The organism is Rhodoplanes roseus, assembly GCF_003258865.1.
Taxonomy (GTDB): Bacteria; Pseudomonadota; Alphaproteobacteria; order Rhizobiales; family Xanthobacteraceae; genus Rhodoplanes; species Rhodoplanes roseus.
This window is the reverse complement of the sequence record NZ_NPEX01000702.1, coordinates 1-342: the sequence shown is the minus strand read 5'-3', so window position 1 is coordinate 342 and position 342 is coordinate 1. Positions and strand designations below refer to the sequence as shown.

Here is a 342-nt window from a genome sequence, read left to right as displayed (position 1 = left end):
CGCCACCGAGCGGCGCTTCTCGGAGTTCCTGGCCCGCGAGATCACGCCGCGGTTTCCCGACGGCCTCACCGTCGTCGACGCCTCCGGCCAGTGGCGCGATCCCGCCACCCGCCGGACGTCTCGCGAGGCGACCAAGCTGGTGCTGCTGGTGACGCCGGCGGAGGAGTCCTCCGCCGCGCCGACGCGGGAGGTGCGCATCGCCGCGATCGTCGATGCCTACAAGCGCCGCTTCAGGCAAAAATCCGTGCTGGTGCTGACGCGCGAGGCGTGTGCGCGATTCTGAAAGGGCTCAGGCGGGTCTTTCACCTCTCCCCATCGGGGAGAGGTCGGATCTCGCGCGAC

The 342-nt window shown here is 70.5% G+C and carries 1 protein-coding gene; it reads left to right on the top strand.

Annotated features, from left to right (window positions below):
- Positions 1-283, top strand: a 283-nt coding sequence (locus tag CH341_RS32045) for a DUF3574 domain-containing protein (RefSeq protein ID WP_146604742.1), incomplete at its 5' end; no start/stop codon positions are given.
- Positions 284-342: the final 59 nt, after the last annotated feature.